At 39.9% G+C, this 26,317-nt stretch carries 24 protein-coding genes; 21 read left to right on the top strand and 3 right to left on the bottom strand.

Features of this window, described 5'->3' with window-relative positions; all coding sequences use genetic code 11:
• The first annotated feature begins 2 nt into the window (after positions 1-2).
• The 13 genes from BUA02_RS02535 (at position 3) to BUA02_RS02475 (ending at position 12,706) form a co-directional block, all read left to right on the top strand.
• Positions 3-836, top strand: coding sequence for a polysaccharide biosynthesis tyrosine autokinase (locus BUA02_RS02535; protein ID WP_071176812.1), 834 nt, complete (start codon positions 3-5; stop codon positions 834-836).
• Positions 837-866: 30 nt separating this feature from the next.
• Complete coding sequence (locus BUA02_RS02530) at positions 867-1,319, top strand: DUF5011/hyalin repeat domain-containing protein (RefSeq protein WP_072700698.1); 453 nt, start codon at positions 867-869, stop codon at positions 1,317-1,319.
• 9 nt (positions 1,320-1,328) lie between these two features.
• Positions 1,329-2,387, top strand: a complete 1,059-nt coding sequence (locus tag BUA02_RS02525) for an LCP family protein (protein WP_072700696.1) — start codon at positions 1,329-1,331, stop codon at positions 2,385-2,387.
• A gap of 4 nt (positions 2,388-2,391) precedes the next feature.
• A complete protein-coding gene (locus BUA02_RS02520; RefSeq protein WP_143147360.1) occupies positions 2,392-3,135 on the top strand; it encodes a class B sortase in 744 nt (247 codons plus the stop codon).
• Between the two features lie 37 nt (positions 3,136-3,172).
• On the top strand, positions 3,173-3,889 hold the full coding sequence (locus tag BUA02_RS02515; RefSeq protein WP_072700694.1) for a hypothetical protein: 717 nt from the start codon (positions 3,173-3,175) through the stop codon (positions 3,887-3,889).
• Positions 3,890-3,919: 30 nt separating this feature from the next.
• Positions 3,920-4,621 (top strand): sugar transferase, encoded by a 702-nt coding sequence (locus tag BUA02_RS02510; RefSeq protein WP_083385950.1) that lies wholly within the window; start codon positions 3,920-3,922, stop codon positions 4,619-4,621.
• Positions 4,622-5,194: 573 nt separating this feature from the next.
• On the top strand, positions 5,195-6,244 hold the full coding sequence (gene hisC / locus BUA02_RS02505) for a histidinol-phosphate transaminase (RefSeq protein ID WP_072700692.1): 1,050 nt from the start codon (positions 5,195-5,197) through the stop codon (positions 6,242-6,244).
• Entirely contained in the window at positions 6,244-6,717 is a 474-nt protein-coding gene (locus tag BUA02_RS02500; protein WP_071176805.1) for a COG2426 family protein, read from the top strand. Before hisC ends, BUA02_RS02500 begins: the two co-directional genes overlap by 1 nt.
• A gap of 3 nt (positions 6,718-6,720) precedes the next feature.
• Positions 6,721-7,557 carry a class I SAM-dependent DNA methyltransferase gene (locus BUA02_RS02495; RefSeq protein WP_072700690.1) on the top strand — a complete coding sequence of 279 codons (837 nt, stop codon included), beginning with the start codon at positions 6,721-6,723 and terminating at the stop codon, positions 7,555-7,557.
• Between the two features lie 12 nt (positions 7,558-7,569).
• Positions 7,570-8,268 carry a LytR/AlgR family response regulator transcription factor gene (locus BUA02_RS02490; RefSeq protein ID WP_072700688.1) on the top strand — a complete coding sequence of 233 codons (699 nt, stop codon included), beginning with the start codon at positions 7,570-7,572 and terminating at the stop codon, positions 8,266-8,268.
• Between the two features lie 4 nt (positions 8,269-8,272).
• The gene (locus BUA02_RS02485; protein WP_071176802.1) at positions 8,273-8,935 is read left to right on the top strand and encodes a sensor histidine kinase; all 663 of its coding nucleotides are present in this window, start codon (positions 8,273-8,275) and stop codon (positions 8,933-8,935) included.
• A 92-nt stretch (positions 8,936-9,027) separates the two neighbouring features.
• Complete coding sequence (locus tag BUA02_RS02480) at positions 9,028-10,836, top strand: ABC transporter ATP-binding protein (RefSeq protein ID WP_072700686.1); 1,809 nt, start codon at positions 9,028-9,030, stop codon at positions 10,834-10,836.
• 1 nt (position 10,837) lies between these two features.
• Positions 10,838-12,706, top strand: coding sequence for an ABC transporter ATP-binding protein (locus BUA02_RS02475; RefSeq protein WP_242946456.1), 1,869 nt, complete (start codon positions 10,838-10,840; stop codon positions 12,704-12,706).
• Between the two features lie 239 nt (positions 12,707-12,945).
• Here BUA02_RS02475 and dapF read toward each other — a convergent pair whose 3' ends face one another.
• Entirely contained in the window at positions 12,946-13,857 is a 912-nt protein-coding gene (dapF, locus tag BUA02_RS02470; RefSeq protein ID WP_072700682.1) for a diaminopimelate epimerase, read from the bottom strand.
• 397 nt (positions 13,858-14,254) lie between these two features.
• Between dapF and BUA02_RS02465 the strand changes: the two genes are divergently transcribed.
• Positions 14,255-15,481, top strand: coding sequence for an LL-diaminopimelate aminotransferase (locus tag BUA02_RS02465; RefSeq protein ID WP_072700680.1), 1,227 nt, complete (start codon positions 14,255-14,257; stop codon positions 15,479-15,481).
• 85 nt (positions 15,482-15,566) lie between these two features.
• Here the strand turns inward: BUA02_RS02465 and BUA02_RS02460 are convergent, their stop codons facing one another.
• Positions 15,567-16,553, bottom strand: coding sequence for an ABC transporter substrate-binding protein (locus BUA02_RS02460; protein ID WP_072700678.1), 987 nt, complete (start codon positions 16,551-16,553; stop codon positions 15,567-15,569).
• Between the two features lie 151 nt (positions 16,554-16,704).
• Here BUA02_RS02460 and BUA02_RS02455 point away from each other — a divergent pair, with 151 nt between their 5' ends.
• From BUA02_RS02455 to BUA02_RS02440, 4 genes are all read left to right on the top strand, one after another.
• Positions 16,705-17,211, top strand: coding sequence for an SEC-C metal-binding domain-containing protein (locus tag BUA02_RS02455; protein ID WP_071176796.1), 507 nt, complete (start codon positions 16,705-16,707; stop codon positions 17,209-17,211).
• A 90-nt stretch (positions 17,212-17,301) separates the two neighbouring features.
• Positions 17,302-19,185, top strand: coding sequence for a threonine--tRNA ligase (locus BUA02_RS02450; RefSeq protein ID WP_072700676.1), 1,884 nt, complete (start codon positions 17,302-17,304; stop codon positions 19,183-19,185).
• Between the two features lie 72 nt (positions 19,186-19,257).
• Positions 19,258-20,868 carry a hypothetical protein gene (locus tag BUA02_RS02445; protein ID WP_072700675.1) on the top strand — a complete coding sequence of 537 codons (1,611 nt, stop codon included), beginning with the start codon at positions 19,258-19,260 and terminating at the stop codon, positions 20,866-20,868.
• Positions 20,869-20,881: 13 nt separating this feature from the next.
• The gene (locus tag BUA02_RS02440; protein WP_072700673.1) at positions 20,882-21,484 is read left to right on the top strand and encodes a DcrB/PsbP domain-containing protein; all 603 of its coding nucleotides are present in this window, start codon (positions 20,882-20,884) and stop codon (positions 21,482-21,484) included.
• A gap of 32 nt (positions 21,485-21,516) precedes the next feature.
• Here BUA02_RS02440 and bilS read toward each other — a convergent pair whose 3' ends face one another.
• Positions 21,517-22,059: a flavodoxin family protein BilS gene (gene bilS, locus BUA02_RS02435; RefSeq protein ID WP_072700671.1), complete on the bottom strand. Its 543-nt coding sequence runs from the start codon at positions 22,057-22,059 to the stop codon at positions 21,517-21,519.
• A gap of 140 nt (positions 22,060-22,199) precedes the next feature.
• Here bilS and trkA point away from each other — a divergent pair, with 140 nt between their 5' ends.
• From trkA to BUA02_RS02420, 3 genes are all read left to right on the top strand, one after another.
• Positions 22,200-23,561 carry a Trk system potassium transporter TrkA gene (gene trkA / locus BUA02_RS02430; RefSeq protein WP_072700669.1) on the top strand — a complete coding sequence of 454 codons (1,362 nt, stop codon included), beginning with the start codon at positions 22,200-22,202 and terminating at the stop codon, positions 23,559-23,561.
• Positions 23,562-23,565: 4 nt separating this feature from the next.
• Positions 23,566-25,011 carry a TrkH family potassium uptake protein gene (locus BUA02_RS02425; RefSeq protein WP_072700667.1) on the top strand — a complete coding sequence of 482 codons (1,446 nt, stop codon included), beginning with the start codon at positions 23,566-23,568 and terminating at the stop codon, positions 25,009-25,011.
• A 114-nt stretch (positions 25,012-25,125) separates the two neighbouring features.
• A complete protein-coding gene (locus BUA02_RS02420; protein ID WP_072700665.1) occupies positions 25,126-25,710 on the top strand; it encodes a hypothetical protein in 585 nt (194 codons plus the stop codon).
• The last annotated feature ends 607 nt before the right edge of the window (positions 25,711-26,317 follow it).

The raw sequence follows: 26,317 nt of genomic DNA, 5'->3' as shown, positions 1-26,317 counted from the left end.
CTATGCAGACAGCTAAACTTCACTTTAGCCAATCAGAAAACAACTATCAGATAAAAGAAGCATACAAAACACTTAGAAGTAATATAGAGTTCAGTGGACAGAATGTCAGGGTTATCTCTGTCACAAGCTGTACACCTGGTGAAGGTAAGACAACAGTGGCGATGGCTCTTGCGAGGGCTTTTGCAGAAGCTGGTAAAAAAACTGTTCTCGTAGACGCAGATATGCGTAAATCAGTTCTTGTTGGTAGATACAGAACAGGATCAGTAAGACTTGGCCTTACACATTGCCTTGTAGGAAGAGAGAGACTTTCAAGTGTCATCTGCGAAACAGATACACCTAATCTCTATGTAATATTCAGTGGACCGGTTCCTCCTAACCCAAGTGAGCTTTTGGGAGGCAGGATCTTTAGCAAAGTCCTTGAGAATATGAAACAGGTATTTGATTACGTCATTATAGATACACCTCCTCTTGGAAGTGTTATTGATGCGGCCGTTGTATCCAAGCAGTGCGACGGAACAGTTATGGTAATAGAAAGTAATGCCATCAGCTACCGCTTTGCTCAGAGAGTTAAGGATCAGCTGGATAAGGCTGGAGCCAAGATGCTTGGCGTAGTTCTTAATAAGGTTGATATTTCAGGTAAGGGCTACTATGGCCATTACGGCAATTATTATGGCAAGTACTATGGAAAATATTATGGCAAGTACTACGGCAAATATGGGGATGACGCAGAGATGAGTTCCGGTTCAGGAAGACCAAAGACTCCAGAAGCTGACCTTCCTGATGATGACGATCTTGATGAGCTTAATTATCTTGCCGGAGTTACAAGAAAAGACTAAATATTTCATTGCATATATGTGGAGGAACTTGTGAAAGGTAATATTCTTGGGATATTTTTTACCATATTGAGCGGATGTCTCATTGCTCTTATTGTGATCGCTTACGGTAGGAGTGACAGAATGGCACCCGAATTTAGATTTTCATCAGTCAACCTGGTCTATGATTCAGAGACTGAGGAAGAAGACCTAATTGTAGGAATAAACGCTTATGATGCCAAGGATGGCGATCTGACAAACAGGATAGTTGTGGAAAAGGTGGTAATCAACAAAGATGCTGGAACTGCAGTTGTTTATTACGCAGTTGCTGATTACAGCGGAAATGTGACCAAGCAGTCACGAGTTTTCCCGGCTGACATAAGAGACCTTGAAAGCAACGGAGATCCTTTGGATGAACTTGAGGATAATGAATTCCCTAATATGATGTATAGTTCAGAAGATGCGGCTACAGAGGCAAGTAGCGAAAATGAGGAGACGGAAGACTAGGAGTTTTAGATGAAGAAAGCAGGCAGAATAATTCTCATTGTCTGGGCTGTGGTGATGACTATTACAACACTTGGACTTGCAGGCCTTGAAGTAATGAGGATACTTGGAAAATCAAATCTTGGATCTAAATCTGCTACGAGTACACCGATGATGGCCCAGACAGATGATGGCGCTATGCAGGGAACGGAGCAGCGCTGGGAAGCAGACTGGGTTAGATATAACGGATGTGTTTACGATTACAACGAGGACATTACTACTTTCCTTATCATGGGAATTGATAAGGATGATGAGATAGTATCAAAGGTTACAGACGGACAAAATGGTGGCCAGGCCGATGCTCTTTTCCTGCTGGTACTTAATCCTCATGATGAGACCATCAAGATCATCGGCATCAACAGAAACAGTATGGCTGACATAGATGTCTATGATGAATACGGCAGATATCAGACTACAGAAGTTGGACAGATCGCAATTCAGCATGCATACGGCGATGGACTTGAGCAGAGCTGTGAATATCAGGTCAAGGCTGTTTCGAATATGTTTTATCAGCTACCTATCCATGGATATGCAGCCATTAATATGAGTGCTATTCCTATCATAAATGATCAGGTGGGCGGCGTTGATGTTACAGTTCTTGAGGACCTTACCAAGTGGGACAAGTCCCTTAAGAAAGGCGCTGAGGTTCATCTTGAAGGTGACACAGCTTATTACTATGTTAAGGCTAGAGACATTAGCATTTATGCTTCAAATGATGGCAGGTTAGAGAGACAAAAGCAGTATCTAAATGGCTTCCTTGAATCAGCAAGAGAAACTGCAGAAAATAACAGTAATGCAGCTATAGAGCTCTTTTCCGCAATAGGCAGCATGATGACTACCAATATCTCAGCAGATGAGATCAGCTACCTTGCTCCTAGCATTACTACATACAGATTTGACGCTTCAGATCTGATCCTTTTGGATGGTGAGACCAAGAAAAGTGGCAAGTTTGAAGAGTTTTATGTGGATCAGGATGATCTTTACGAGACAATTCTTGAAGTTTTTTATGAAAAAGTTGATGGTGTGAGCTAAACAAATGCGTAGAACAAGACGATATAAAGATATAGAGAGGCTGTCTTTTAAACGGTTTTTTGCTGTTTTATTAGTGGCAGCTATGCTGGTGGGATGTTCAAAAGAAGCAAAGACACCAGATCCGGAAAATGGCAATTTTGTAGACGTGCACGCGCTACGTGAAAAGAATAGTGACATATTTGCCTGGATCTATGTGAAGGATACAGATATAAATTTACCCCTATGTCAAAGTAGTGATGGCGATGATTACTTTTATGCCACACATAATGCAGACAAAGAACCAGCAACAAATGCATGTGCTTATATAGAAGCTGCCAATATGCAGGATATGTGTGACTTTAATGAAGTAGTACACGGAGTTGCGCCATCGGAGCTTGAGAAATTTCTTGATAAGGTATATTTTGATGACCATCAGTTCATTTTGGTATACATGGAAGGAAATGTTCTTGCTTATTATGTTATCGCGGCTTATACTACTGAGGGCACAAGACTGGTTGAAAAATATGACTTTTCGTATGCATACGGATGCCAGCAGTTCATTGATGATATGTACTCACAAAGGAGTATGACCAATATCATCAGGCCAGGTTGGGAGCAGGGACTTAGTCCAGAACATTTTTTACTTACAATGACAGCTCCAAGCCCAAGTGATCCTAGCAAACAGATACTTGTTGTGGGATGCCTTGTAGGTGATCCTGCAGGTCAGATCGACAGAGAAATTGACTGGAGCAATCCAGAAGATGAATAAATGAAGCGTTGTTTTTAAATGTATGGAGGCAAATAATATGAAAAAGATTCTTGCGTTGATGGTTGTAGGCGTCATGATGTTTTCATCAACATTGTGCGTATGCGCTGAAAATGCAGCAAGTACAGGGACTAGTACGGACAACAATGTAGGTGGTTCTATCAGTATTTCCAAGGAAGAATGGGAAAAAATGCAGAAGAACCAGGAAGAAAACAATAAGACAATTGCTGAACTCACCAAGCAGATCCAGTCTTTGACAAATGCTGTCAGAGCTGGTCAGAACAATAACAACAATAATAACAAGAGATCATCAGGTGGTGGATCAGGAAAGAGCTCAGGCTCTTCAGCTAATGAATTCTATAAGAGAAATAATATTGTCGGTTATGGCAGCAATATTGTTGGCCAGGGCGGACATGTAGAGATAAATGGTGGCAAGAGTAACGTAACATTCGTTCTTACACCTGCTACAAATGGACAGCTTACTTCTGCAACTACTCTTGCAGCAAATGTAGGCGGTGCACTTCTTAATGTAGTTACTACAAGCTCACCAGGAGCTTCATTTACAACAGCCAAAGTTAATTTCTATGTTAGTGGGGTAGTTGTTGGGGATAACATAGCAGTTTACCAGATTCAGAATAATCAGTGGGTACAGTTACCAACAGTAGAGATCCGTAAAGACCACGTAGTAGTTAACATGACTAAGCACGGCACGATTGCCTTTGTAAGGGTACCTGTTCTCGCATCAGTTACAGGTTGATAAAACCTTTTACAAAGAGGAAAAATGAGAATGTCTAAAGCAAATGCGATACCTGTTTCCGAGCTTAGAGCAGGAGCAGGTAGAAAGATAATTGAGCTTAACTATCAGGAAATATATGATCATAAGCCCAATATCTATAAGTGGATAAAGAGATTGTTTGACATTGCTGCTTCTAGTGTGGCATTGATTCTTTTGTCACCTGTATTTTTGGTGACTGCACTTGCCATATTCCTAGAGGATGGTGGTCCTGTGTTCTTTACCCAGCAGAGAGCTGGTAAAGATATGAAGAGCTTCAAGATCTATAAGTTCAGAAGCATGTACAAGAACGCAGAGTCAATGTTTGAACGTATGCAGGCTCAGAATGAGCAGACAGGCCATGCATTCAAGATCAAGAATGATCCACGAGTAACACATGTAGGAAGATTTATAAGAAGATTTTCTATAGATGAACTTCCACAGTTATTTAATATCATCAAAGGTGATATGAGCGTAGTTGGCCCTAGACCAATCCTTACTTCCCAGATGGAAGAATGTAATGCCTACGAAAAACAACGCACTATCGTTAAACCAGGTCTCACCTGCTATTGGCAGGTTTGTGGCAGAGCCAAGATCAAGTGGGACAGATGGGTTGAACTCGACCTTCAATACATTCAGGATATGAGTCTTTCTAAAGATATCGAGCTCATATTCAGAACCTTCCCGGCCATCTTTGGTCAGGACGGTGCATACTGATCATAATGTAAATAGTTATAAAGCCTCGCTCTATATGGAGCGGGGCTTTTTGTATTTTAAAGCTTGCTTTTTGCAGTAGTTGCCTGTAATTTCGATATGATAAAAACAGGCGGATGATGGTGTTTTACCTGCAATATGTTGATTTTGGAGAATGCAGGTAAAGAAAGACGGGAAAAAAGAGATTGATGTCAGGAAGCATTACCTGCAAATTATTGAAAAGACTGAATGCAGGTAAAGAAAGACGGGAAAAAAGAGATTGACGTCAGGAAGCAATACCTGCAAATTATAGAAAAGACTGGATGCAGGTAAAGAAAGACGGGAAAAAAGAGATTGATGTCAGGAAGCATTACCTGCAAATATCACATAAGAATAAAAGCAGGTAATGAATGCCAGATATAAGAGAAAGTATAGATAGAAATAGTACCTGCAAATTATTAAAAAGTAATAATGCAGGTAATCAGCCAAGCATAATAGCAAGTTTATGAAGTATAACAGGACAAAAACACTTTCTTGCAATAGCGTAACAGAGTGTATATAATGAGGACATGTATTTTACAAAAAAGGAGTATGACCATGAGCTGGGAAGAAAATGTTAGGAAGGTTGTTCCATATACACCGGGAGAGCAGCCAAAGATTCAGAATATCATCAAGCTTAATACAAATGAGAATCCATATCCTCCAGCACCGGCAGTTGCTGAGGCAATTAAGAATATGGATGTGGATAGATTTAAGAAATATCCGGATCCTAGTTGCTCTGTGCTTGTGGATGCTATAGCGGATTTTTATAATGTATCATCTGATAAAGTCTTTGTTGGCGTGGGCTCTGATGATGTACTTGCTATGGCTTTTCTTACATTTTTCAATTCTGATAAGCCAGTATTCTTCCCTGATATTACATATTCATTTTATGATGTATGGGCAAATCTCTATAGGATTCCCTTCAAGCAGATTCCGCTTAATGAAGATTTCACTATAACTAAAGAGGACTATTTTGGCGAGAATGGCGGCGTTGTTATTGCTAATCCTAACGCTCCTACAGGTGTTGAGCTTCCTCTTAAGGATATTGAGGAAATATTGCAAAATAATCGTGACGTAGTAGTTATCGTTGATGAAGCATACATTGATTTCGGCGGAGAATCTGCACTTCCACTTATTGATAAGTATGATAATCTTCTGGTTGTCCAGACTTTTTCAAAATCAAGGTCAATGGCTGGAATGAGAATAGGCTATGCCTTTGGAAATGAGAAGCTTATAAAATTTCTTTCTGACGTCAAGTATTCTTTTAACTCATACACTATGAACACACCAACTCTTGAGCTTGGAGCACTTGCTATCTCAAACAGAGACTATTTTGATAAGACCAGGAATATGGTCATTGGCACCAGAGAAAGAGTCAAGAAAGAGTTAAAGAATCTTGGATTTGAATTTGCTGATTCCAAGACCAACTTCATTTTTGCTAAGCATCCAGACAAGTCTGGTAAGGAAATCTTTGCTAATTTGAGAAGCCGTGGTATAATAGTGCGTCGATTTGATTTACCTAGAATTGATGAGTATCTCAGAATCTCAATTGGTACAGATGAAGAGATGGATACTCTTATCAGAGCTTTGAAGGAGATTATTTGATGTTAAAAGATTATTTGATCGTATTTTTGGTTTCTATGGTGCCACTTGTTGAGCTTAGAGGAGCTATTCCATATGCTATTAGTATGGGACTTCCACTTCTTCCAAGCTATATTATCGCGATCATAGGAAACATGATACCTATGCCTTTCATTTTCTTCTTTGCAAGAAAAGTTCTTGAATGGGGAAAAGATAAGCCAGTGATCGGCAAGTTCTTTACATTCTGTCTTGAAAAGGGACACAAGGGCGGCGAGAAGCTTAAGGAGAAGGCTGGAAAAGGTCTTTACTGGGCACTTTTCTTATTCGTAGGTATCCCAGTTCCTGGTACAGGAGCATGGACAGGAACTCTTGCAGCTTCTATCCTTGATATGGATTTCAAGAAGAGCGTTAGAGCGGTTGTTTGCGGAGTAGTACTTGCAGGCGTTATAATGGGACTTGGAACTAAAGTTATTTTGATCATAGGAAGTTTATTTTAATTTATGGAAGCATACACAGATTTTGCAGCTGTATATGATACATTCATGGATGAAACCCCATACGAAGTATGGGGTAATTTTGTTGTATCACTAATTGAAAAATATGGAGTGAGCAAGCCATCAAAAGCCTCAGAGCAGGGAAATGCAGAATATTCTACAGAGGAAGATTCAGAGGCAGCTCTTGCAGAAGAGAGAAATCTAGTTGTTGAGCTTGGTTGTGGCACCGGCTCTTTTACCCAGGAAATGGCTAAAAGAGGATATGATATGGTGGGAATCGACTTATCCTCCGATATGCTCAATATTGCGCGCAATAAGGCGGCTCAGAACGGCCTAAACATCATGTACCTTGAACAGGACATGAGAGAACTAGACCTTTATTGCACAGCTGGAACTATCGTAAGCGTATGTGATAGCGTCAACTACCTTCTTGAGGATGAAGACGTCATAGAGACCTTTAAGCTTGTTAATAACTTCCTGTTTCCTAAGGGAGTGTTTATCTTTGATTTCAATACTCTCCACAAGTACCGCGATGTGATCGGAGATACTACGATTGCTGAGAGCCGCGAGAATTGCAGCTTCATCTGGGATAATTATTACCACGAAGAAGAGCATATCAATGAATACGACCTTACGATCTTTGCCATGTGTGATGAGGAAAAAGAGCTCTTTAGACGTTCTGTTGAGACTCACTATCAGAGGGGATATACCCTTGATGAGATGAAGAACTTTGTAGATAAGGCTGGCCTTGAGTTTATCACTGCAATCGATGCAGACACCCAAGAAGAGCCTACCGAGGATAGCGAGAGAATCTATATTGTGGCAAGAGAAAGCGGAAAGTAAGGAACTGACTAGATGGGATACAAGATTGCAATCTGTGATGACTCAGATATAGATAGAAAGTATGTAAGTGACATGGTCTGTCATTGGGCCAAGGATAATGGCTACATGATCCATGTTGATGAGTTCCCATCTGCGGAGAGTTTTTTATTCAAATATGAAGATGAGAATGACTATGACATCATCTTGTTAGATATAGAAATGGATGGTATGGATGGTGTGACACTTGCCAAGAGGCTTAGGAAAGTCAATGAAAACATCCAGATAGTTTTTATTACCGGATATTCTGATTATATAGCGGAAGGGTATGAAGTAGCAGCTCTTCACTATCTTATGAAGCCTGTAAAAGAGGGTAAATTGTTATCTGTCTTAGATAGAGCATCAGATAAACTTCAGAAAAATGAAAAAGTATTAAATTTTGACGTGAATGGTGAAATGGTACGTGTACCAATATATCAGATCCGATATGTTGAAGTTTATGGAAATTACGTTACTATCCATGCTCAGCAAGAGTTGACAGTCAAGATGACACTTGGTGAAGTTGAAAAGCAGCTTGATGATAGATTTTATCGAGTTGGACGTTCGGCAATCGTCAATCTGACTCAGATCAGTCGTGTGACCAAAAGTGATATCAAGTTAAGTGATGGAACATTGATTCATCTACCCAGAGGCTCATATGATGGAGTTAATCGTGCTATAATCAACATGGGGTAAGAGAATGGGATTCTTTTCAAAGAAAATTGATAAACAGATTGCTACCTATCAACATGAACTGATTGAGACACACTACAGAGAAGTTGATAATATGTATCGCCAAATACGTGGCTGGAGGCATGACTATCGCAACCATATCCAGACAATGAAAGCATATGCAGCGACTGGAGACTGGGAAGCAATCAGCAAATACTTGGATCTTCTTGACGAAGACCTTACTACTGTTGATACAGTTATCAAGACTGGTAATGCCATGACAGATGCAATCCTTAATTCTAAGATATCTTTAGCAAAATCAAAGGGGATAAAGGTAGTTGCTGATGCGCATATACCTGTTAAGCTTAAAATGTCTGAGATAGATCTTTGCTGTATCATAGGAAATCTTTTTGATAATGCAATAGAGGCGAGTGTGAAGCTACCTGAAGAAAACAGACTTATTCGTGTCTATATGGATATGAAGAATACTCAATTGTACATTTCTTTTACGAATTTCACTGCGGAAAAGAAACTTACTAAAAAAGGTAATTTATTTAGTACTACCAAGGGTGAAGGCCACGGATTTGGACTTGTTCGTATTGACACCATTGTGGAACGCCTTGAAGGCTATATAAGTAGAAATAGTGAAGATGGTGCTTTTACTACGGAAATACTTTTGCCACAGGTATAAAGCAATTCATCACCTGAGAATAGCAATTCGTCCCCAGAGAAATCCGGGGACTTTTTTTGTGGCATGATATGTAGGAGAGGAGACAAACAACTATGAATAATAAAGAAAGACCTAAATATAATACTCTCCAAAATGTTTGGTGGATGTTAAAGGTAGCTTGGAAAGCAGGTAAAAGAGCTATTTTCTTTTGCATTATTTCTGCTGCATTGGAAGTGGCTTATTATCTGGCACAGTTGTATATTGCACCAGAAGTTCTTTTACGCATCGAACAGAGAGCTTCAATTGGAACATTATTGTCCACAATTGGACTGTTTACAGCAGCTATTTTTATACTTCGTGGACTGATGCATTATTTCACTCAGAATTCGCTATTTCCAAGAGTAGACGTTCGATCAGCTATAATTAGCAAGGTCACGCTCAAGAGTAATATGACTTCGTATTCAAATACTCTTAAAGAAGATTTTCAAAAGCTTAGAGATAAGGCATATCAAGCTACAAATGATAATGGACAGGCAACAGAAGAAATCTGGCAAACCTTGACTGAGCTTCTAACAAATATTGGCGGACTCATAATATATCTGTCTATTTTATCTAAAATTGATCCTGTGATCTTGCTTGTGATAATTGTTACATGTCTTGCAGGCTTTGTGGTATCTAGATATACAAACAACTGGCGCTATGCACATAGAGATGAAGAAGAAAAGTATTATCTGAAGAAGTCATATATCAGAAGAAAAGCAGAGTCTGTAGAGCTTGCAAAAGACATTCGAATATTTGGACTTCAGAACTGGCTTAATGATTTACTTGATAAAGTTCATGACGTATATCTTGCATATGCTTTCCGATGCGAAAAAGCTGAAGTGTTTGCGGAAGTTGTGGAAGCAGTTCTTACTTTGGCACGAAATGGAATTGCCTATTTTTATCTTATCAAGATGACTTTGAATGAGGGACTTAGCGTCTCAGAGTTTGTTTTATATTTTGCGGCAGTTACGACCTTTACCACATGGGTAATGGGAGTACTAAAGGATCTTAGTAAGCTGCATAAACATGGTATGGATATATCACGACTACGTGAATATCTGGACTATCCAGAACCATTCAAATTTGAAGATGGTGAAAAGATTCCTGAATATGAAGAATTTGAACTTCAGTTATCAGGTGTTTCTTTTAGATATCCAGGAGCAAGTGAAGATACCATACATGACGTTAGTCTTACGATCAGGCCGGGTGAAAAGCTGGCAATCGTCGGACTTAATGGTGCCGGAAAAACTACATTAGTCAAATTATTGTGTGGACTGCTTGATCCTACAGAGGGATGTGTACTTCTAAATGGAAGAGATATACGAGACTTCAATCGAAGAGAGTACTACAGACTATTTAGCGCTGTGTTTCAGGATTTCTCTATAGTTGATGTAACAGTAGCTGAAGAGATTGCCCAAACTAAAGAGAATATTGATTATGAGAAGATAAAAAAATGCATTGATCTTGCAGGACTAACTTCTAACATAGAAAAACTCCCAAAGGGGCTAGAAACGCATATTGGAAGAGAAGTTTATTTGGATGGCGTTCTTTTTTCTGGGGGAGAAACTCAGCGTTTGATGCTTGCCAGAGCTCTTTACAAGGATGGGCCAATATTACTGCTTGATGAGCCTACAGCTGCACTTGATCCAATAGCAGAGAATGATATGTACATGAAATATGGTGAAATGTCAAAAGGAAAGACATCACTATTTATTTCTCACAGGCTTGCTTCAACAAGATTTTGTGACCGTATCATCTTCGTGGCAGATGGAGGTATCAAAGAAGAGGGTACTCATGAGAGCCTTATGAAGCTTGGCGGTGAATATGCCCAGCTCTTTGAAGTACAAAGCCGTTATTATCAAGAAGGAAAGGAGTTCTGATATGAAGAAAAAAATAGATTTTAGACATGCCATAGCAATGAATCTTCGCGGTGTCAGAGAACTCCATAGAGTGCAAAAGAGCTATTTCCCTCTTCTGACAGTAAAGTGCATTTTTGAAGCAGTATCGCCGTATATAACAGTTTTTTTCTCAGCTCAGGTATTAAAGGAATTAGCTGGACTAAGAAGAGAAGAAGTGTTATGGAATTGGGTAATCGCTGGAACTATCTGCATTTGCGTATTAGCAATCATTAATGCTTTTTTGAAACAAAGACATGAAACGTTATTAAATGACTTATGGGGAAGAAAAGAAATTCTTTTTATTCACAAGATGTTTTCTTTGGATTTCTCTGAACTTGATAAACAGGAAAATCATGATCTGAGGGCGCAGATCAAACAAAATGAGAACTGGGCAAGTTGGGGGCTTATGAGATCCCAAAGAGCTTATGAACGTTTTGTTACGGGAATGATAGGTATGATAAGTGGAATCACGCTCACTGTAACACTTTTTACTTCTCCTGTTCCAAAGACAGCTGGACGGCTGGTAATTTTGAATAATCCTATATTTATATTGATTTTTGCTGCTGTTATGGTGGGAATTAGTGTCTTTTCGGGAAAGCTTTCTGGTATAGCACAAAAGTCTTGGAGTAATTATGCTGATTTTGCAACTCTTGGGAATCGCTTATTTTGGCACTTTGGATTCATAGGCCTTGATAAAAAGCGCAGTGTAGATATACGAATGAATGATCAGCAAGGCTTGGTGGCAGCCTATTGGGATGGAAATTCTGTTTTCGGAGTGGATGGACCTTTGGGAAAAATGTTTATGGGGAAAATGGGCATCTATTCTAGCATGGGAGTATGTATGACAGTGCTTATCACTGGTTTTGTCTATGTATTTACATGTTTAAAAGCTTGGGCTGGAGCATTTGATGTAGGTAGTGTAACTCAGTATGTTGGAGCGGCTACTGCAATGATAGCTAACATCTTTGCTTTCACAGAACTTATCTCTCTTATGGAGACGAACACAAGCTATTTGGATAAAACTTTTGAATTTCTCGATATTCCAAATGCTATGTATCAGGGCTCTCTTACTACAGAAAAGCGTAGTGATAGGAATTATGAGATTGAGTTTAAAGATGTGTCATTCAAATACCCAGGATCAGATGTTTGGTCTCTAAGACACGTAAATATGAAGTTTAAGGTTGGACAGAGACTTGCAATTGTTGGAGAGAATGGAAGTGGAAAGACTACATTTATAAAGCTATTGTGCCGTTTGTATGATCCTCAAGAAGGGCAGATACTTTTAAATGGTATAGATATAAGGAAATACAAATATGATGACTACATGGATATTTTCTCTATTGTATTTCAGGACTTTCAGCTTCTTTGCCAGCCTATAGGAGCGAATGTGGCTGGTAACGCGGATTATGATAGAGATAGAGCGTATAAAGCTTTAGTAGATGCTGGGTTTGGTGAGAGGCTTGAGAGTCTGGAAAAGGGACTAGATACCATGATATATAAGGACCTTTCTGATGATGGAATTGATGTTTCTGGTGGAGAAGCCCAAAAGATTGCAATAGCAAGAGCATTATATAAAGACGCTCCATTCATCATCCTTGATGAACCAACTGCTGCTCTTGATCCTATAGCAGAAGCTGAGATTTACAGTAAGTTTGATGATATCTCTGGTGATAAAACAGCAATCTATATTTCTCATAGATTGTCATCATGTAAGTTCTGCGACGAGATAGCAGTATTTGGTGAAGGACAGGTTATCCAAAAGGGAACACACGAGAAACTCCTTGAAGATCATGATGGAAAGTACTACGAACTCTGGAATGCTCAGGCACAGTATTATGTAGAGGAAGTGTAAGTGTAAGTGTTTTCAGCCTAAGTTACGCAATTTATTATTTTCGGCTAAAGAAAAAACTATCTAAAAGATCAAAAAGAAAAAATTGATTAGCCGAAGGCCTGCAAATTTAAATTGGTAGGCTAAAGAAAAGAGTGAATTGTATAAAATAAAATCTTGTATATTTGAAAAAAATATAGCCGAAAGCTTGTGTGATTAGAGCTTTCGGCTAAAATTTGCTTCATTTGTACTATTAGCTAATCTTATATTTCAATTTCTCCATCAAATACTGTAGTTGCTGGACCTTCCATGATCACTGATGATGAAGGATTCTTGTCCCAACTGCACTTGATGTCGCCGCCAAGGACGTGGATAGTGACTGATGTATCTGTGTGACCATTCAAGATGCAGGCAACAGCTGTTGCGCAGCAACCAGTGCCACAGGCAAGAGTTTCGCCTGTTCCGCGTTCCCATACTCTCATGTGTACGTTGCTTCTGTCATCTATTGTTACAAACTCAGTATTTACACGTCTTGGGAAATACTCGTGATTTTCAAACTGTGGTCCGATCTTTTCAATATCAAAGGTGGCAAGGTCCATTCCTTCAGGAAGGAATACCACTGCATGAGGATTGCCCATGGATACACAGGTAATATGCCACTGTTTTCCATCAACTGTAATTGGAACATCTACTGCAAGGTGACCATATTTGCCATTAAGCTCTGCAAATTTATCAGAAGAAGTAAGCTTATCTTCTGGAACACTTACAGGGACAGTCTCGGCGTCAAGAATAGGAGCACCCATATCAACCTTAACGCTTTCTACCTTGTTGTTAGCTCCAACAGTCAGATCAATGTATTTTTTCTTACCGGCGCTCACGATAGTAAGTTTTTTCTTGTTTGTAAGCCCCTTATCATATACATACTTAGCAACGCATCTGATACCATTTCCGCACATCTCAGATCTTGATCCATCAGCGTTATACATTTCCATTTCAAAATCTATGTCATCATCTTCAACAGGATTTATGAAGATAAGTCCATCTGAACCAATTCCAAAATGCCTGTCAGACACCTTTACGGCAAGATCAGATTTCTTTTCCTGAGAAATCTTCTCACTTCCTCCATCAACATATACATAATCATTTCCACAGCCCTGCATCTTAGTAAACTTCATACGCATTCTCCTCTATATAATGATAAGTTGTATATTCATACAAAACCATTTCGTTTACATAAGTCAAACACACTTATTAATAAGTATATTGCTATACTATCTGTTCCAGAATAAAAATACAAGAATTTTGTATACAATGATACAAAATTGTTATATCATATTCTCTAGTTTATTATAGTCACGCAATTGAATTACACAAAATTGTTATTCGTTGCAAATCTATTGGAATAATTGCTAAGTTAGTTGCTGGTCTTATGTGGTTTGGATGCTTTGAAAAACGTCGGTACTTGCTGGTGTTTTTTACCAGCTTAGTACCGCTACGTTTTTCACAGAGCGAAAGCGTCATCCAAACATATAAGAACACAACTAACTATCATAATTGATAGGAGGCCAATATATGTTCAGACCAAATGAGGATTATTTGAAGTTACCAGGAAGTTATTTGTTTAGCACAATAGCTAAGAAAGTTAATGCTTATCAAGAGGCTAATCCTGATAAAAAGATCATTCGCCTTGGAATTGGCGATGTTACTCAGCCTCTTTGCCCAGCTGTTATCGATGCACTTCATAAAGCCGTAGATGAGCAGGCAAGTGAGAGTACTTTCAGAGGTTATGCTCCAGACCTTGGCTATGAGTTTCTTAGACACGCCATGGCAGAGAATGACTTTAGAGCTAGAGGCTGCGATATCGCTGATGATGAGATCTTTATTTCTGATGGAGCTAAGAGTGACTCAGCCAACATTCAGGAAATCTTTGCAAAAGACTCTAAGATAGCAGTTTGCGATCCAGTTTACCCAGTATACGTAGATTCAAACGTTATGGCTGGTAGATGTGGAGATTATGATAAAGAAAGTGGAATCTGGAGTAACGTTATCTACATGCCATGCACAGCAGAAAATAACTTTGCACCTGAACTTCCAAAGGAAACACCAGACCTTATCTATCTGTGCTTCCCAAATAACCCAACAGGTGAGGCTATAACAAAGGATCAGCTTCAGGTATGGGTTGACTATGCTAATAAGGTTGGAGCAGTTATCATATTTGATGCGGCTTATGAAGCTTATATTTCTCAGGATAATATCCCTCATTCAATATTTGAGTGCGAAGGAGCTAGAACCTGCGCTATAGAGCTTAGGTCTTTTTCTAAGAATGCTGGATTTACTGGTCTTCGTCTCGGCGCTACTATCATTCCTCATGATCTTAAGGTTAAGTTTAATGGTGAGGAAGTGGAGATGCACAGACTCTGGGCTAGAAGACATGGAACTAAGTATAACGGAGCTCCATATGTAGTACAGAGAGCAGGAGAGGCTTGCTACTCAGTTGAAGGTAAGGCTCAGATAAAAGACATGGTTAGTAAGTACATGAAGAATGCTACTTATATCTACAATGGACTTAAGGATGCAGGCTACGAAGTGTACGGCGGCAAGAATTCACCATATGTATGGCTTCATACACCAAACAACATGACAAGCTGGGAGTTCTTTGATCACCTTCTTGAAAATGCAAATGTTGTAGGTACTCCAGGATCAGGCTTTGGACCAAGCGGAGAGCATTACTTCAGACTTACAGCATTTGGAAGCTATGAGAACAGCGTAGAAGCTTTAGAGAGAATAAAGAGACTATAATTTTTTTAGTTAAGAATGGAGGCTCAGTTAAAACTGAGCCTCCAACTAGTTTGCGGTTTTTTCAAAAAATGTGAATAGTAACAGTTTATTTGCCTACATAGTAGAACTCATCTGGTGGAAGGTTTCCGCCAACTGACTTAGGATCCTGTTCGTGTAGAACTTCGAGGTATCCTTCAAGGGTTTTCCTTAGCTCTTTTCCGTGGATGCAGCAGACATTACAGTTGCCGATTGCGACAAGGACTATAGGTTCCTTGGCTATGATGCCTTGCTGAACTACAAGGGCAGCAGTTCCTTCCAAATCTTCTGATACTTTCTTGGTGCTTGCTTCGTGGTCTTTGATAAAGGCGTTTACTAATTCTTTGTGGTTTTCTAAGAAGTCTTTTCTGACAACGGTTACTCCTGTGACCATGCGGCAATCAGTGTTTACCTTGTTCCATTCATCATCTAGAGAAAAAGCTATCTTAAGCTCTTGGTTTTGAGTAAGAGCAGCAGTAACGAATGGCTGAGGAAGGATTGCGACTCCACTTGGGTCTTCTGCTAGAAAAGCTGCAACTTCTGTAGCCTCTGACTTAAATTCAAGAGTGCAATCAGTTACGTCGTTTTGAGCAAGTAGATATCTTATGGTGTATTCAGGAGTTGAGCCCTGACCTGTTGTGTAGACTGTTTTGCCTGACAGATCAGAAATGGAATGTATTGAATCATCGCCGGATACACAGTAGAGAACTCCGAGAGTGTTGATATCTATTACAGCGACGCCGCCTTCAACTTTGTTATTCATGACTGCAGCTACGTTTGCAGGTACAAGGCCTATGTCTATATCGCCGGTTGCCATAGCTGCCATGATGTCTGAGCCTTGAGTGTACATTGTAAATTCATAGGAGTGCTCACATTCTTCTCTAGAAGCCTCATCCATGAGATTTACAAGACCAATTGTTGTGGGACCTTTTAGTGATGCTACCCGGATTGTGGTATTGTCAGATGTAGCCGAAGAGTTCTTTTGACAACCTATCAAAAGAAGCAAAGATAAGAGTAACAAGATACATTTCAAGCCTAAAGAGCTAGTCTTTTTCATTTTTATTTCCCCCTGGTGATATAGATTTTGATATTGCTTTTAAGTACGATATTTCATCACCACTTACTATTTTATGCGGTTTACATATCTTTGCAAATATATTAAAATGTTCTTTATTATTAAATTTATTTGAAAAACAGAGGTAGTAATTATGGCATTATTAAAAAAGTGGCGTGATATGGCATATTCTGAGACTGCAGATAAGGGAAGTCTTCAGAAATTATGGACAGAATATTTCCAGAAAGAGCGTGATATCTACGCAGTTCTTTTAAAAAATCCTGATGAAGTTGTAAAGGGAACAGTTAAGGAGCTCGCTGACAAGTACGGTGTTGATCTTATGACTATGGTTGGTTTCCTTGATGGAATCAACGACAGCTTGAAAGAGCAGAACCCTATTGATGATATGGAAGAGGATACAGAGGTTAACCTTGGCTTTGACAAGGAGCTTCTTTACAAGAACATGGTAAATGCTGGTGCTGACTGGCTTTACAACCTTCCTGAATGGGAAGCAATCTTTGATGAGGACAAGAGAAAAGCCCTTTACAAAGAGGAGAAGGCTTCTCATACAATCAGAAAAGAGGAGAAGGTTTATCCTAACGATCCATGTCCATGCGGAAGTGGCAAAAAGTACAAGAAGTGCCACGGCAAAAATAAGTGATAATTTTGAGCCATTAAACATAGCTCTTAATTAAAATATTATATTAGAAAGAGGCTGCTCCCGGTTGGGGTAGCACGAAAGGAAAAACAAATGAATAAAGAAGAGTATTTAGAAGTTTATCGTCACTCACTGGCACATGTTCTCGCCAAGGCTGTTATCGAGCTTTATGGCAAGGAAGTTCAGTATGCAATCGGACCTCAGATCGACGATGGTTGCTACTATGATTTTGTACTTCCTAAGGCTGTAACTCAGGATGACTTCAAGACTATTGAAGACAAGATGCGCGAGATCATCAAGAGAAGAGAGAACTGGACACGTAAAGAGGTTTCAAAGTCGGAAGCACTTGAAATGTTCAAGGATCAGAAGTTCAAGACTGAACTTATCAATGATCTTCCAGAGGGAGAGACAATTACAGTTTATTATACAGGCGATGATTATGTAGATCTTTGCCGCGGACCTCACGTTGAGAACTCTCAGGAACTCATGAATGCAGCATATCAGATCAAGGCTGTATCTGGAGCATACTGGAGAGGCGACGAGAAGAGAGATCAGCTTTCTAGAATTTATCTTTATGCTTTCCCTAGCAAAGATGAGCTCAAGAAGCACATCAAGCTTATTCAGGAAGCATTAGAGCGCGATCACAAGAAGATCGGTGCTGAGCTTGATCTTTTCATGTTCGATGAGACTGCACCTGGTATGCCATACTGGCTTCCAAGAGGATGGAAGATGTACCAGGCACTTCTTAAGTATTCAAGAGAAGTTCAGGAGAGACACGGCTACACAGAGATAGCTGCTCCTTTAGTAAATAACAAGAAGCTTTGGCTGATCAGTGGACACTGGGCTCACTATGTAAACAACATGTTCATGGTACCAGGTGTTTCAGGATGGCTTAAGGCTGACGCTGAGATTCCAGGCGTACTTGAGAATATCAACGAGCCTACAGAAGAGCCACAGAACATTAAAATTCAGGCTGGTTCTGTAATCTATAATCGTGAGCAGAACGACACAATGGCAGCTAAACCTATGAACTGTCCTAATGCCATGATGACATATAAGAGAACAAACCACTCTTATAAAGAGCTTCCTATCCGTTACAGTGAGTACGATGTACTTCACCGTAAGGAGAAGTCAGGGCAGATGAATGGTCTTTTCCGTGTTCAGGAATTCCGTCAGGATGATGACCATACATTCGTAATGGAATCACAGATCAAGGATGAGATTGCAGACGTAATCGCAATCGCAGATGAGATCTATTCAACATTTGGTGTTACATATAGAGCTGAGTTCTCTACAAGACCAGATGACTTCATGGGAGACATCGAGGTTTGGAACAGAGCTGAGGCAGCTCTTAAGGAAATCCTTGACGAGAAGTATGGCGAGGGTGGATATGAGATCAACGAAGGTGATGGCGCGTTCTACGGACCAAAGATCGACCTTCAGATCAAGGATGCTCTTGGAAGAGAATGGCAGTGCGGTACTGTACAGCTTGACTTCCAGCTTCCTCATAACTTTGGCCTTACATATCAGGCTCAGGACGGAACAATGCAGATGCCTGTAGTTATCCACAGAGCTATCTACGGTTCACTTGAGAGATTCATCGGTATCATCATCGAGAACTTCAAGGGTGTATTCCCATTCTGGCTCAGCCCATATCAGGTAGGTATCGTTCCTATCAGAGTAGAGCACAATGAGTATGCCAAGAAGGTAGAAGATACTCTTATCAAGGCTGGTATTCGTGTTGAGGCTGACTACTCAGACAACAACATGAAAGAGAAGATCAAGAAGTTCAAGAACTACAAGGATCCATACATTCTTGTAATCGGTGACAAGGAAGCTGCAGAAGGAACTGTATCAATCAACGTACGTGGTTCTAACAAGCAGATCCAGAACGTTCCTCTTGATGCACTTGTAGCAATGTGCAAGAAGATGAACGAAGAACGTCCACTTGAGCTCATTGATTCATACGAAGCTTAATAGACATTAAATAAACAGTAAGATTATTGATAGGCACAGCAACGAAAAGCTGTGCCTATTTACGAGGAAAAGATGAAAGAAAAAGTTAAAGGTAACATAGATAAGATAATAGGCATGGCGCTGTTCATATTGGCATGCTTTTTTCTTGTGCGCTCATTTTTCCTATCTATGTCTACAGACATATGGTATGACGAGCTCTTTTCAATGAGATTTGCAAACTCATCTGTAGCTGAGCTTGTGAGCCGCACAGCAAGAGATGTCCATCCGCCTCTTTACTACCTGATACTTAAGGGCTTTCTTGTGTTCTTTGGTAAGGGCACAGGAGTTCCACTTGAGATAATCGCCAAGATGGTATCTATAGTTCCTCTTATTCTTTTATTTATCTATTCCATGACTGTTATCAGAAAGCGCTTTGGACTACTTACAGCGGGGCTCTTTAGCTTCATGGTAGTTAGTATGCCGGCGCTTCCAGAGTATACAACAGAGATCAGAATGTATACCTGGGCACTGTTTTTTGTGACAGCAGCTCTTTTGCATGGGTTTAATCTCATGAGAGATATGCTAGAAGGCAAGGCTAAGTGGGACATAGTAAACGGCTTTGCACTGTGGCTTTACGGAACGGCAGCTGCTTACACTCACTACTATGCAGCCCTTTCTGTAGGCATTATTTATGGCATTATTTTCATTTGGATGCTGGTCACATATCTTAAAAACATGAAGGAACCTGATCACAAGGGTAAACTTGGGGCCAAAGCCTTTGCAATGCTGATCATTTGTGGAAATCTCACGGTAGTTTCATATATTCCGTGGATATCAGCTCTTTTATCCCAGGTCAAGCAGGTAAGCGGCAGCTACTGGATACAGCCTGTGGGACTTAGATCCTTTGGAAGCGTCATCAAATATCTATTTAGCGGATATTTTAGTAATTCTAAGGTGACGGTAGTCCTTGCAGTTATCATGTTCCTTTTTGTGGCAGCGCTATTTGTCCTTTCATTTATGAAGTTTATCAAGGAAAAAGAGATAGAAAGCTGCGAGCAGTTCTTTGCATTTCTGGTGCTTCCGGTACTTGTAGTATTTGGAATTGTGGTATCGATCCTTATGAGACCTGTATTTGCCAATAGATACATGATACCCGCCCTTGGATGCTTTTATCTGGCTATCGCCATTGGCATAGGGGATTATTTTAAGAATTCTGGCAAAAAGGTGTTAAAGATATCCTATTGTCTCTTTACAGTCATAGTTGTTATAGTTGGGTGTGTAGATTTCAAGGCCTTTATCGGCAATGAAGAGTACAGACAAGTAAATATGGACAAGACCTTGGAGTTTTTTGCAAGCCTTGATCCGGACACTGTTATCATCAGCAACTTTGACCATGTGCAGGGACTACTTGATTACTATCTCAACAGCGGTGCATATTCCGAGGATCAGTATGGAATATATCTTTACTACGCAGAACCAGAAACTTTGGTAAAAGAAATGGGAACTGGCCTCTACACTATTGAGGATTCCATAGATATTGAGAATTATCTTTTATCAGGTAAAAAAGTTCTTTTCCTGGGAAGCTTTAATAGCAGAGAAGTACTGCTTGAAGAATGGTATAATGATTATGGTATCACATCAGAAAATCTTGGAAGTTATCTGATGGAGAGATACTGGTTCGACGTATTTGAACTAAGCTTGTGATTTAGGAGTGTTTATGAAAAAGGTTAAGATTGTAGCAGGATGCGTTATGACATTTGCCCTTGTACTGGTAGCAGCGCTATCTATCTCAAGTGTTGCAAATGCTATGGTAGAAGAGGATTTAAAAGAAGCGCATCATTGCTCATTTGTAATACCTACCGATTTTGTTCCAGGAGAGGAAAAAGACCTCTTTTTAAACAGAAACTATCCTATGGAATCATCAATGATCGCCTATAATGTCCTGTACAACGGCAACGATATTGTGCTGACCAATAGGGAAAAAGAAGAGCATCCAGAGTCTATTGCTGAGGCAGTAGTTGATAACACAGAAAAGCTCACAAAAGATAAATATCTAGAGATCATGTCTGAGTCTTATAACAAGGCTTATGGCGAGGATGTGGGATTATCTGTAACTTCTTTTGAAAATGTTGAGATTGATGGATTTCCGGGATATAAGATAGTTTCTGAATATCAGAAATCAGGGGAAGAAAAGATCCATCAGATAGTTGTAATTGTTCTTTCAAAGTACAGAACATTTACCATAACATATCAGCGAGCAGAAGATGATGACTGCGAAGCTTTATTTGAAAAGAGCATTGCCACTATTCACGTTAAATAATTCACTACAAAATTGGCTCTTTAAGGAATATGTCATACAGGTGCAAATTCCTTTTTAGGAGCCTTTTTTAGGCAATTATCTACGAACTGGTGGGTTCTATATATATCCTGACTGTCAGGGTGTTTGAAGGCACTGTCAAAGCATTCCAGCATATGGTCGATCTTGGCATCGTCGCACTTACCTCTGCAGGCTTCATATCTGTCACGAATTTCCATAGGCATTCTGCCTTGGCAGAAATATGAGCCCAGGAAGGTGTTGCTGTCAGGAAGCCAGACTTTGGTATTTTGCTCGATCATCTTGTAATAATCATCGGTGCTTCCGAGGCCACAGGTGCCAAAGAAAGCAACATTTGATTCTTTGATAGAGGAAATCAGGTCGATGATCTCAAGAGAGCAGGAACCGCGGTTGATCCAGAAGCCGATAAAGTAGTTTTCGGCAAAAAGAGTACCATTCCATGAGCGAATATTGACAATATCTTTAGTGCCCATAGAATCAGGAAGATAATAGTATATCTCCTCTGCAAGGAGTTTTGTGTTTCCAGTCTCGCTGGAATACACTACGAGATTAGTGATCATTTTCACCTCCGACACTCTAATTGTAGGTAGATGCTGGATTTATTGCAATGAAATGCCGATAAAGAAGTATAAAAAGTTGATTAAAACAATTTATGTCAATATAATTAATTAGTATTTTATGTGTTTTTTGGAGGAAAGTTATGCAGATTATCGTTGTGGGCTGCGGAAATGTAGGACAAACAATAACACAGCAGCTTAGCAAAGAGGGACATGATATCACTGTCATAGAAGAAAAGAGCAGTGTAGTCCAGAATGTAGTTAATAGCTACGATGTAATGGGATTAGTTGGAAATGGTGCCAGTTACTCCATGATGAAGGATGCTGGTATTGAGACAGCTGATCTTATGATAGCTGTTACTAATTCTGACGAGCTCAATCTTTTGTGCTGTCTTATAGCCAAAAAAGCTGGTAATTGCCACACTATTGCCAGAGTTCGAAACCCTATTTATAAGAAAGAGATCAACTTCATCAAAGAAGAACTTGGTCTTTCTATGGTCATCAACCCAGAAGAGGCAGCAGCAAATGAGGCAGAGCGACTTCTCAAATTCCCATCTGCTACAAAAGTTGAGACTTTCTTTAGGGGTAAGGCAGAGCTTGTAAAACTTGTAATTGATGAGGAATCAAAGCTTTGTGACAAGGCTCTTAGAGATATTCCTCCTGAACTAAAAAAACAGGTCGTAATTACTGCAGTTTCCAGAGGAAGTGAAGTTTATATTCCTGATGGTAACTTTATCCTGCGCGCAGGCGATGAGATTACTATCATCGGAGCAAGCCGCAATACAATGCACTTCTTTAGAAAACTTGGTCTTCCAACAGCCAAGGTTCATTCAACAATCATTGTTGGTGGTGGAGAGACCAGCTACTATCTTGCAGGCCATCTTCTTTCCCTTGGTATCAAGGTTACAATCTTTGAAAGAGATGCAGCTAGATGCAAAGAGCTTTCAGAGCTTCTTCCACAGGCACTCATCATTAATGGTGATGGTACTGACAAGGATATGCTCATGGAAGAGGGAGTTACAAGCGTAGAGTCTTTTGTTGCTCTTACTAATCTTGATGAAGAGAACATCATGCTTTCTATGTACGTTAAGAGCATAAATCCTAAGGCTAAGCTCATCACAAAGGTTCATAGAGTTAATTATGGCGATATAATCGGTTCTCTTGGAATAGGAAGTATTATATATCCAAAGAACATCACAGCAGATAGGATTGTTCAGTTTGTTCGTGGCAGATCAGCTTCTCAGGACGGCAATATTGAAGCTCTCTACAGACTTAACGATGATAAGGTTGAGGCACTTGAATTCATCGTTAGCAAGGACAGCCCAGTTATCGGTATTCCTCTTGCACAGATGAAGCTCAAGAAGGGCATCCTGATCGCTGCTATAAATCACTATGGTGAACTTATATCTCCTACTGGAGAAAGCGTTATCAGAGAAAGAGATTCTGTAATCGTTGTAACAACTAATACAGGATTGAAAGATATAAGCGATATACTGGAGAGCTAAAAAAATGAACTATTCGATGGTCAGATACATCTTATTTAGAATCATCAGGGTAATGGGATGTCTTTTGATGCTACCATTTCTGGTGGCCCTTGTTTACAGGGAATATGACAGTGCTGAGTCATTCTTCCTGCTTATAGTAGTAACCTTGATCATAGGCATAGTGGGATCACATATAAAGCCAAAGAGTAAAGTTATTTATGCCAAAGAAGGCTTTACTATCACTGCTCTTGCCTGGATACTTATAAGTTTACTTGGTGCAGTTCCATTTGTTATGACAGGAACTATTCCTAATTATATTGATGCTCTTTTTGAGACAATCTCAGGTTTCACCACAACTGGAGGTAGTATCCTTACTTCTATGGATGGAATCGAGAAGAGTGTACAGTTCTGGAGAACCTTCACTCACTGGATCGGAGGAATGGGCGTTCTGGTATTCCTTCTTGCTGTAGTACCTATGGCTGATGGATATAGCATGCATCTTATGAGAGCAGAGAGCCCTGGACCAGTAGTAGGTAAGATCGTTCCTAAGGTAAAAGACACAGCCAAGATCCTTTACCTTATTTATCTTGGAATCACATTGGCAGAGATCATCTGCCTCTTTATCTCAGGACTTCCAATCTATGATGCAGTCACTATTTCTTTTTCTACAGTAGGAACTGGTGGATTTGCTATTAACAATGCTGGTATTGGCGGATATTCAACTATTAGCCAGGCGATCATCATAGTATTTATGGCGCTTTGCGGTGTTAACTTTACTGTTTACTATTTCCTTTTAAACAGAAAGCCAAAGGAAGCTTTTGCTATTGATGAAGTTAAGTACTACTTTGGAGTAATGTTCATTGCTGCAGCAATTATTTCGCTTAATATCTATAGAGCTGGTGTGCTTGACAGCGCTGGATTATCATTCCATCATGCTTTATTTGCAGTTACATCAGTAATGACTACAACTGGTTTTGGAACTTTGGACTTTGATAAATGGCCTATGCTTTCCAAAATGATACTTTGTATCTTGTCTTTGATAGGTGCCTGCGCCGGATCAACAGGTGGTGGATTTAAGTTCTCAAGAGTCATCATTGTAGTCAGAAATGCTAGAAATGAACTTAACTACCTTGTTCATCCTAAGGCTGTTAAAAGAGTATATATGGACGGACATACAGTAGAGGGAACAACAGTTAAATCTGTTTCAGCTTATCTTGGACTTTATGTTGTAACATTTATCGCTTCAACTTTGGTTGTAGCACTTGATAACTTTGATTTCCAGACAACAGTTACATCAGTTGCAGCTACACTTAACAATATCGGGCCTGGTCTTGGAATGGTAGGACCTATGGGAAATTACTCAGAGTTCTCTTATTTGTCCAAGATTGTCCTTATGTTTGATATGCTTGCCGGAAGACTTGAGCTCTTGCCAATTTACATAATGATAAAACCAAAGACTTGGAGTAAATAAAAATCTAAAATAAATATAAAATTTTTATAACTTTTTCTGTTGAAAAATGTGTCCAAAGTGTGATAATATTTAGTGGGCTTTGTGAAAATAAAATATTATACAGGTGGGTAAAAGATGACAAAAGCTAGAAAATTAGCGCTTATCGTCCTTACTACCGTCTTATTTGGGGTAGGTTTCTTTGCAGCAACGGTGATATATGCAAAGACTGATTCAAATGTCAACGCGGAAGACTCTAAGAGCGTCTATTGTGAGAGCGCCGAAGAGAACTTCAAAGACTTTTTGGCACAGGATGAGAATGGCGATAGCGGTTCTTCTACAGAATCTTCAGGGGAAGATGAAGATTTAGTTAGGCTTACACAAAGAGTTACGGTTTACGACGAAAACGGAATACTCCCATATAGTGGGACTTTATCAAAGATTCAGGATGCATTTTATCCTGGAACATATAAGATCAAATTCAGTAATAATGCAATACTAAGTACAACAGCAACTATTTTAGTTACCATGGACGTTAATCCGGGGGATAGCGTATACGTTCTTACAGGTAACAAGGAAGTTGGTTACAAGGAGTATGCTGAAGTGACAGTTTCAGAAGTTGGTAGCGTAGAGTTTGAGACAAACATACTTCAGAACTATACTCTTTCAACAACTGATATCAGTAGTGCACAGGCCGCTATGGCAGAGTATGTAACTGAGTGATCAAGTGAAGGTTTTAGATATTTGCTCCAGAGCAGGTGATGAACTTGTTCTGGAGTTTTTGTTTGCCCCGCTATCCTTAGTTGGCTCTGGGGATTTTATTTAAAAGGCTAGGACAGTCAATCCCAAGCCGCAAAGCGGTGTGCTTCGCACAGGATTGACAGCCCTAGCCTTTTAAATATCCGGTAGTTAAGCCAATTAAGGAGTAGGAGTGCCTTGGCGGCGAGGCTCTGTTACCTGCAAGCTAGGGAAAAGAGTAAATGCAGGTAAAGATTTGCGGGTGGATGTAGCCTGGATGCCGAGAAAGTTACCTGCAAGCTAGGGAAAAGAGTAAATGCAGGTAAAGATTTGCGGGTGGATAGAGCCGGAAGGCTGAGAAAGTTACCTGCAAGCTAAGGAAAAGAGTGAATGCAGGTAAAGATTTGCGGGTGGAGAGAGCCGGAAGGCTGAGAATATTACCTGCAAGCTAAGTAAAAGAGAAAATGCAGGTAAAATTTGCAGGGAGAGAGTGCGTTTAGGCGTGTCAATGCCCTTTCCTTACCCCGTGGCGGCGTGACGCTCACCTCTCCTTGCTCGGCTTAACTACTTAGCATTAGAAAGAAAAGGCTTG

The organism is Butyrivibrio hungatei DSM 14810 (assembly GCF_900143205.1).
Lineage (GTDB): Bacteria > Bacillota > Clostridia > Lachnospirales > Lachnospiraceae > Butyrivibrio > Butyrivibrio hungatei.
The sequence above is the reverse complement of the archived record's forward strand: the minus strand, read 5'-3'. Positions and strand labels throughout refer to the sequence as shown.